Here is an 8496-nt window from a genome sequence, read left to right as displayed (position 1 = left end):
GAGACTGAACAAAGAGTTTCGCCCGTTAGAGTGCAAGAGACCATATCGACTGAGGTTTGGAAATCAACCAGTTTTCTGGCAAGAATAGAAGGTGGTCAGACTATTGACATCGAAGCAGTTGTGGGTGGATGGGTTGTAGAAAAGAAAGTTGCTCTTGGGCAGGAAGTAGAAAAAGGTCAGGAGCTTATTATTCTAGAAGATCCTAGGCGGGTGCTTAGGCTCAAAGAATCCGAAGCACGGCTCAAATCCGCAAAAGCCAACTTAAACGAACTTAGAAGAAAATATGATCAGTCTCTAACTCTAGTGGAGAAAGGGATTATTGCTAGGGACACTCTTGATTCACTTGCAAACCAAGTGGCCGCTGAATCGGCAAATGTAGATTCTCTTGAAGCGTCCTATGGGCTAATGAAGTGGGACGTTGAGAACATGAGTCTAAGAGCACCTATTGCAGGGGAAATCATACATGTCATACCCGATATTGGACAAGAACTCACCGCCGGCGAGCTGGTAGTAGAGATGGTCAGCACAGAAGAAAAAAGAGCGGTTGCCGGAGTAGAACCCAGGTGGGCCAGAGTAATAGAACCAGGCATGAAAGTAAAATTAAGCACAACTATAAATAACAGACTAGAACACTCAGAGGGCTCAATAATTGGCGTTAGCCCTAACATAGATTCAGAATCGGGTACGTATAGAGTTGAGGCTAAAATTGAGGACAACGAATTCAATTGGCTTCCAGGTGAGATAGTAAATATGGAAATACCAGTTGAGTTGCTAAAGGACGTTGTAGTAGTGCCAAGAACCGCAGTTCTTTCAGATAGCAATAAGTTATTCGTATTTGTATATCAGGACGGAAAAGCATTAAAGGTGCCTGTCAGTGTTGATTGGATAAACGATAGAGAGGGTACAATCTCAAAAGATCTTATTCCTGCCGATAGCAAAATCATCATAGAAGGACATGTCGGGCTAGCCGGCGGACAGTTAGTAAAATTAATGCAATAGCACCACACCAGTTCAAATGCACATAGCTGAATTCTCGGTTAAAAATCCCGTACTCGTAAACTTACTAATGCTTGCAATCTTGATTGTGGGCATAATGTCTGCGGCAAGACTCCCGCTTGAGTTATTTCCATCAATTAAACTAGAGCTTGTCTCTGTTACTACAGTATATCCCGGTGCATCTGCCGAGGACGTAGAAAAACTAGTTAGCATACCAATAGAAGATGAGATAAATGACATTAGCGGTATTAAGGTAATACGTTCAACATCTAACGAAGGGCTCTCTACGATTATCGCAGAGCTGGAAGCAGGAGAGGATATTCAGACAATTGCTCAGAAAATTCGATCTGAAGTAGCCAAGATAGAAGATGAGCTCCCCGAAGATGCAGAGGCTCCTATCACTGAGGAATTTGATGCAAACTTTCCACTAATAAGCGTAGCCATAGCAGGAGATGTGCCTAGAGAAACTCTAAGGGCTTTTGGCTTAAGATTAGAGGATCAGGTAAAGCTTGTTCCAGGTGTAGATAATGTCGTAACATCTGGATTGGGCGACCCCGCGTTTTGGGTATATGTAGACCCAGAGCAGCTTAGGCAATATAACGTTACTCTTGAGCAGATAGCCAGTGCAATCGACCAAAAGAACCTTGACCTTCCCGGAGGGGCTGTGGAACAGGGAGACGCCGAGTTTTTGGTCCGTGTCACTGGAAGAATCGAGACGGTCCAAGACCTATTAAATATCCCCGTTAAACGAAACCCTGATGGAAGACACATACTCCTTAATGATATTGGTAGGATAGAGCAAGGTGAGCAGGAAACTAGAACTAAGGCCAGGGTAAACGGGCTTCCTGCAATTAACCTTTGGGTCAACAAACAAAAAGGCGCTGACTCCATTAAAACAGTTGAAGAAATAGAGAAAGTTGTGGAGGAGTTCAATAACAGCAAACCCGACGAAATACAGGTCTATACAACTAACGACAGCTCCTATTGGGTGCAGGAAAGATTTAACACTATGGTTAGCAGCGGGGTTATAGGGCTTGTCATTGTTTTAATAATTCTTGCGCTGTTTTTAGATTTTCGATCCGCGTTCCTTGCGGCAATCGGACTTCCAGTAGCGTTTTTCGGAGCATTTATATTAATGCAGTTCACAGGAGTCACGCTTAACATTCTATCAATGTTCGGGCTGATATTGGTTCTGGGAATTATTGTAGACGATGCTATTATCGTGGCAGAGAACATTCAGCGCTACCTTCAGCTGGGCTACTCTCCAGTGGAATCCGCAATTAAAGGCACAAAAGAAGTGGCTCTACCTGTAGTAGCCACAATTCTAACCAACATTGCCTCTTTTCTTCCGCTGCTAATTGCAACCGGGCTTATAGGGAAGTTTATGGCTGTGATACCTACAGTTGCTATATACGCGCTTTTAGTATCACTCATTGAAGCGCTCATCATACTACCTTCTCACTGCGCAGATTATCTAAAACCCCAACCGCGGAACAGACCTGTTAGAAAATGGGTATATAAAATCCGTGGCTACTATATGAAAGCGCTAACATTTACTCTAAAAAGGCGCTACATTACTGTCGCTACATTTGTAGTACTACTCGCTTTGACAATGGTCATCTTTGTTAATATCCCGCGCATACTTTTTTACTCTCAGGACATAGCACAATTTTTCGTAAGGGTAGAAAATCCGACTTTTTCAAATATAGATTCTACTGAAGAATCAGTTGTCGAAGTGGAGAATGTAGTAAGGCAAGTAGTGCCTGACCATGTCCTAAAAGATACCGTCGCCATGATAGGAATGGATATATCAAACGATCAGTCTGAGTTTGGGGACCACCTATCAACGTTGATTGTTGAGTATGAGGACTTCGCTAAGAGAAGTGAAAATGGCATAGAGCTTATGGAAGAGGTTAGGCGAAATGTAGAATCAAATGTTGTGGGACCGGTTAAATTGGATTTTGTAAGTAATGAAGGGCCGCCAGTCGGAAAGCCGGTTGATTTTAGAATACAGGGGGCTGAATTTGACACCCTCAAGGAGCTTGCAAGAGAGACATCAGAATATCTAGAGTCAATCCCAGGGGTATTTCAGGCTAGTGATGATTTAATTTGGGGTAAACCTGAGATTAGAATTAATGTTGATGAAAGCAGGGCCGCAATTTATGGACTTGATACCACTACTATTGCTAGAGCCATCAGAGCGGCGGCGGAAGGGCTTACGGTTTCACAAACAAGAATAGGCACCGAGGAGGCAGACATTATTGTTAAGTATGAATTGCCTTCTGGAAATCTAATGACGTTATTGGAGTCCTATCAAATCCCGACCTCTGAAGGTGGATGGGTGCCGCTTAGTAATGTAGTAACGATGACCACTGAGCCCAGCATGTTAAATATCTCCCGCTACGACTTGGAGAGATCCGTCAGGATTACCGCTGAGATAAATGAGCAGGCAACAACCGCAACCGAAGTCAACAATCTAATTTCTGCCTTCCTGGATGAAAAGCTCCAAGACTATGGAGGATACAGTTACGCTTTTGGCGGGGAAGAAGAGCAAACAAGAGAATCATTAGAGAGTATTCAAAGAGCTGCAATAATAGCAGTGCTCCTGATATATATAATTCTGGCCAGTATGCTAAGATCATACGCCCAGCCTTTTATTATCATGTCCGTTCTGCCGTTTGCGCTTATTGGAGTTATGGTAGGGATTCTACTTAGAGGTGAGCCGCTTACTCTTCCTGCACTTATAGGAGTTGTAGCTCTCTTGGGAATTGTCGTTAACGACAGTTTGGTTCTGATGACGTTTATTAATGCCCGGTACAAAAAGATGAATAGAGTTTTAGCTGTAGCGTTTTCTGCTAAGCACAGATTTAGACCGATCGTCCTTACGACTGTTACAACTTTTGGAGGTCTAGCATCACTAATGATTAAATTCAGAGGTGAAGCAGCTTTCCTAGCCCCAATGGCAGTTGCTCTAGGGTTTGGACTTGTGTTTGCAACATTTATAACTTTGATACTTATACCATGTCTGTATTTAATGCTGGACGATCTTAATATCTATCTTAAAAAGAAGTGGGCAAATTGGAGAGGTAAGGAATTAGCTACATCTGCCGCAGAATTACCTGGGACTAAGACTGTTTAATTTATAAACTTCTTTTCCACCAAAATATTACAAGCACTATAAGAGCCGCAACAGGTATCACAACCATCCATACAACCTGCTCAATAAATGCTGCGCCGGCAACTGCCGCGCCAAGTATTACGCCAACAACCATAAAGCGCCATTCAAAATGAACCCCTGCTAAAAATGTTGCAAGCGCTATCGAAAGAAGCGTTAATAGTGCAAGCTGATTATTGTCTATGCGTCCAGTTGAAGAATATAAGAGGTAAATGAGTCCTATTGCTGCTAATAACCCGACCCAGTGGAGAAGCTGTACCCAGATAATCCTTGATATGCCCTCGCCTCTTTTCCTGGCCTTTGTCCAGCCGATATAAAGGCTTGTCAGAAATAAAACTGGCACCATCGAGACCCAAAAGTAAAAACTTATAAATGGTCTAAAGTTAGTAATAGCTATACCAACAGTGGAAAGTATGATTAGAGTAACGAGTATTGCCTCTTCTGAGCGAAATGATTTGGCAAAATTGGATTTAGGCGAAGCTGTGGGCGCTGCTTGCGCATTTGTAGTATCAGTTGTTGGGGATTGCGGGCCGGGAGCGCTGAATTCACTCATCTATTTCTCCTAGTGTGCAGTATATCACTTATAATCCGGCGAAACAAAGCTAAGTTGTAAAAATCTGCGATACCAATTCTTAGAATGATGGGTTAATGAAACTGAAGTAAATTCCGCCTATTGCTAGCAAAACAGTTGCTGTCATTATTCCCAAAGCTAGTAAGACAAAAAGAAATGGATAAGAGTTTGGTTTTTTAGTATTTTCTTCTGACATTGGTCCGACCTCTTTTAATTTATATAGCCTAATTATATTAAGCTCCACAAGATTTATGTCAAGATGAGTATTTTAGGTACTCTATATATACAATGTGCAGAATAATCCTCTACACCGGAAAAGGCGGGGTTGGAAAAACTACAGTAGCCGCCGCAACAGCGCTTCAAGCAGCTACAAAGGGGAATAAAGTATTAGTTATCTCAACTGATGCTGCTCACAGCCTAAGAGACGTCTTTGCTCAAGAGCTTGGGCCGGAGCCGGTTAAGGTTGCAAAAAATGTCTACGCTCAAGAAATAGATGTTTACTACTCAGTTGATAAATATTGGGGCAAACTCACCAGTTATATACAATCGGTATTTAACTGGATGGAAGTTGACAATATTCTGGCAGAGGAATTTAGCGTTTTCCCAGGGATGGAAGAGGTTGCTTCTTTTCTTTGGGTATATAACCATTATGTAGAGAAAAAGTATGATGTCATAATTGTAGACAGCGCGCCCACGGGCGAGACTCTTAAGCTCCTTTCACTTCCAGATGTAGCCAGGTGGTGGCTGGTTAAGGTTTTCCCAATTGAGCGCAAAGTGCTGAAAGTGGTGCGCCCGGCTGTAAAAGTAGTGTCAGACATGCCGCTTCCAGAAGACGACACATACAATGCTGTTGAGAATTTGTTCACCCAGCTTAACTCAATTCATCAGGTCTTTTCAGATCCTGATGTAACATCAATCAGACTTGTACTTAATCTTGAAAAGATGGTAATAAATGAGACTCAGCGGGCATTCACCTATCTAAACCTCTACGGATACCCCGTGGATTCTGCAATCGTAAATAGAGTCATGCCTCCTCACCTAGACCACCCTTATTTTAATGAATGGAAAAAATTTCAAAAAGGCTACATGAAAGACGTAAAGCATTTATTCAGCTCTATTCCAATACATGAGGGGCCTTTACATTCAAAAGAAGTACTCGGCAAAGATGCGCTTTCAGAATTCGGTAAGGAGCTTTTTTCAGATAATGACCCGGCTCAGATATACCATAAGGGCAAGCCCTATGAGATTCATAAGCAAGATGATACATACAGCCTAGTTATGAACCTGCCGTTTGTTAGCAAGGAAGAAGTTAAGCTTCATCAAGTAGGAGAAGAGCTTACGATTCAGATAGAAAACCAGAGAAGAAATATCTTTCTGCCAAAATTTCTTGCTAAATTAAATGTGGAGAATGCAAATCTCGAACACGGGGTTTTAACTGTCACATTTGAAAACCCAGAGTCTTAAGATTAATCCAATCTAGTATTTATATCACTTCTATAATTAACACATTTTTAACACTCAATTAAATCAAGCTTAATACAGATTTATTATCATTATTTAAGGATGATGAAAAATATAGAGGAGTTTACTATAATTTTACCCACACGAAATGAAGCCCATAACATTGGGAAATTCCTAAAATCAATTCCCGAAGAGATAAAATTAATAGTGGTCGATTCAAGTGAAGATGAAACAGCAGAGATCATCGCAGAGCAAAGAGCTCTAAATACATCTGTGATAAAAGAATTGTGCTCTGTAACACAAGCAAGACAAATAGGATCCGATTTCGCTAAAACCAAATGGCTAATATTTACAGATGCAGATATAGAATTTGCGCCGGGCTATTTTGACAAGCTTCTTGAGTATGAGGGGTATGATCTAATTTACGGGCCAAAACTATCCGCAGGCGAGTACGCGACATATTACAAACTGTTTTCTCACGGACAGTATATAATAGATTCAATTGGCGTTCCTGCAGCTTCAGGCTCAAATTGTATAATAACTAAAGGGGCTTATGAGAAATCAGGCGGCTTTGATTTAGAGCTTACATGCAATGAAGACTCTGAGCTTGCATGGCGCGTAAAGCAAAATGGATACAAGCCGCTATACGATCCCAAATTGGTAGTTTATGCAACAGATCATAGAAGATTAGAAATGGGATTAATAAGAAAGACTTTACATTCAATCACAAGGTGTTCATTATTATATTTTAACCTTATACCACGCAGATGGCGCAGTTACGACTGGGGTTATTGGTCTTAAGGGTTTAGTTAGGATAGGCTAGAGATGCAGATAAACAAAAGTTATTACACGCGATTGTCTGAATATGTAATAGTTTCCCCTGAATGGAAAAACAGATGGGCAAGGATAATTTCAGGCGTTTTAAGCCCGCTTACAATTGCAATAGCAGCGGTTGTTATCGCTGCCTACGGCTTAAATGACGAGTCTGCACTTACCTGGATTGCGCTCTACATTGCACTTACTGTCTTGCCTCCGACTCTATATATAATCTATCTAGTCAGAAAAGGAATTGTGTCAGACTTTCATTTAAATATAAGAGAAGAAAGAACCCAACCCCTTATATTGATGACTGCAAACACGCTACTGGCTTTTATGGTTATGTTTTTAATAGGAGCACCGACGCTAATTCTGGTTGTTATAGCAGTAGCAATTATTCAGCTACTTTGCATACTGCTTATTACTTTCAAATGGAAAATCAGTGGTCACAGTACTGCAATCGCAGGACTGGTTGTACTTGCTGTAGCATTATTTGGAGAAAGCTGGCTTCCGCTAGTTCTACTAATCCCACTTGTAGCCTGGTCGCGCATACGTCTAAAACGCCATACTCTAGCCCAAACAATTGCGGGAGCATTTCTTGGGATTTTTACGGTAACGGTTCTTTTATATTTTACGAACTTCCTCTAGAAATAAATCTCTTTCTTGAGAGGTAGAGAAAATGAAAATATTACTAGTTACAGACGCCTGGCATCCCCAGGTAAACGGCGTTACCTATACTTGGAGCTACATTACCAATCTTTTAAAGAAAGAACACGAAGTGTTTGTACTAAATCCTTATGTTGATGGATCTGAACATATATTTAAACTTCAAGGAAATATACCAATAATTAAAAATGCAAACTACATAGCTGAAAAATACTTTGAGCAGTACAAGCCTGACAGGGTTCATATTGCGACTGAAGCAAGCCTTGGTCTTGCAATGAGACAGTACTGCAGAAAAAACAAAATTCCCTATAACACATCATATCACACCAGATTGGCCGACTATGGATGGGTTTTATATGGGATACCCAGAGTATTCACATGGTTATACATAAGATGGTTTCACAAGTGCAGCAAAAAAGTTCTTGTCACTACCAAAAGCATAGCTAAACAGCTGGCACTTAATAACTCCATAGTGTGGGGAAGAGGCGTAGACACAAATCTGTTTAATCCATCAGGAAGACAGAGCACAAGTTCCAGAGAAAAAACAATCATAACTGTTGGAAGGGTCAGTAAGGACAAAAACCTTGATGATTTCTGTAAGATTGAAGGCTACAAGAAGATTTTAGTTGGAGACGGCCCTTACTTAAGCACCCTAAAAGCAAAATATCCAGATGTAGAATTTACAGGTTTCATTGACCACAAAAAGCTTGTTAATTTGTATAACAAGGCAGATGTCTTTGTTTTCCCCAGTATGTTTGACACATTTGGGCTCGTTATACTAGAGGCCATGGCCTGCGGACTTCCGGTTGCG

Annotated in this window: 7 protein-coding genes; 6 read left to right on the top strand and 1 reads right to left on the bottom strand. The window is 41.2% G+C overall.

Going from position 1 to position 8496, the window contains the following annotated elements; genetic code table 11:
- A partial coding sequence (locus tag AAF462_07410) for an efflux RND transporter periplasmic adaptor subunit (protein MEM7008944.1) occupies window positions 1–999 on the top strand: 999 nt, incomplete at its 5' end.
- A gap of 16 nt (window positions 1000–1015) precedes the next feature.
- Window positions 1016–4135, top strand: a complete 3120-nt coding sequence (locus AAF462_07405) for an efflux RND transporter permease subunit (GenBank protein MEM7008943.1) — start codon at window positions 1016–1018, stop codon at window positions 4133–4135.
- A gap of 1 nt (window position 4136) precedes the next feature.
- Here AAF462_07405 and AAF462_07400 read toward each other — a convergent pair whose 3' ends face one another.
- Entirely contained in the window at window positions 4137–4724 is a 588-nt protein-coding gene (locus AAF462_07400; GenBank protein MEM7008942.1) for a hypothetical protein, read from the bottom strand.
- 306 nt (window positions 4725–5030) lie between these two features.
- On the opposite strand from AAF462_07400, the gene AAF462_07395 reads away from it, so the two are divergent.
- The 4 genes from AAF462_07395 to AAF462_07380 all read left to right on the top strand — a co-directional run.
- The gene (locus AAF462_07395) at window positions 5031–6206 is read left to right on the top strand and encodes an ArsA family ATPase (GenBank protein MEM7008941.1); all 1176 of its coding nucleotides are present in this window, start codon (window positions 5031–5033) and stop codon (window positions 6204–6206) included.
- A 99-nt stretch (window positions 6207–6305) separates the two neighbouring features.
- Window positions 6306–7004: a glycosyltransferase gene (locus AAF462_07390; GenBank protein ID MEM7008940.1), complete on the top strand. Its 699-nt coding sequence runs from the start codon at window positions 6306–6308 to the stop codon at window positions 7002–7004.
- A gap of 24 nt (window positions 7005–7028) precedes the next feature.
- Window positions 7029–7667, top strand: a complete 639-nt coding sequence (locus tag AAF462_07385; GenBank protein MEM7008939.1) for a hypothetical protein — start codon at window positions 7029–7031, stop codon at window positions 7665–7667.
- 31 nt (window positions 7668–7698) lie between these two features.
- Window positions 7699–8496: glycosyltransferase (locus AAF462_07380; GenBank protein ID MEM7008938.1), on the top strand; the 798-nt coding region annotated here is incomplete at its 3' end.

It is taken from the genome of Thermodesulfobacteriota bacterium (genome assembly GCA_039028315.1).
Taxonomy (GTDB): Bacteria; Desulfobacterota_D; UBA1144; order Nemesobacterales; family UBA2774; genus CR02bin9.
This window is presented reverse-complemented; position numbering and strand designations above follow the sequence as displayed.

Bases quoted from the DNA above. Each gene is read 5' to 3' on its own strand.
- AAF462_07400 (MEM7008942.1), bottom strand. From the start codon at position 4,724: ATGAGTGAATTCAGCGCTCCCGGCCCGCAATCCCCAACAACTGATACT.
- AAF462_07390 (MEM7008940.1), top strand. From the start codon at position 6,306: ATGATGAAAAATATAGAGGAGTTTACTATAATTTTACCCACACGAAAT.
- AAF462_07395 (MEM7008941.1), top strand. From the start codon at position 5,031: ATGTGCAGAATAATCCTCTACACCGGAAAAGGCGGGGTTGGAAAAACT.
- AAF462_07385 (MEM7008939.1), top strand. From the start codon at position 7,029: ATGCAGATAAACAAAAGTTATTACACGCGATTGTCTGAATATGTAATA.
- AAF462_07405 (MEM7008943.1), top strand. From the start codon at position 1,016: ATGCACATAGCTGAATTCTCGGTTAAAAATCCCGTACTCGTAAACTTA.